Source organism: Paenibacillus cineris (genome assembly GCF_018333335.1).
Lineage (GTDB): Bacteria > Bacillota > Bacilli > Paenibacillales > Paenibacillaceae > Paenibacillus_AQ > Paenibacillus_AQ favisporus.
In genome coordinates this window covers 1-255 of the sequence record NZ_BORU01000045.1, presented here as the reverse complement: position 1 = coordinate 255, position 255 = coordinate 1, and the positions used below count along the sequence as shown (strand labels likewise).

At 56.1% G+C, this 255-nt stretch carries 1 rRNA gene; it reads right to left on the bottom strand.

Features of this window, described 5'->3' with window-relative positions:
- Positions 1-255, bottom strand: a 23S ribosomal RNA gene (locus tag KI379_RS33870); the annotation flags it as partial.

Genomic DNA, 255 nt, shown 5'->3' with positions numbered 1-255 from the left:
CCTGCCAGATTCATACGGGGTTTCACGTGCCCCGCACTACTCGGGATCCGTCTCGGAGGGAACTGACTTTCGGCTACAGGGCTTTTACCTTCTATGCCGGGCCTTTCCAGACCTCTTCGCCTAACCAGTTCCTTTGTAACTCCATGTGAGACGTCCCACAACCCCGGCCAGCAAGCTGACCGGTTTAGGCTGTTCCGCGTTCGCTCGCCGCTACTGACGGAATCACTCTTGTTTTCTCTTCCTCAGGGTACTTAG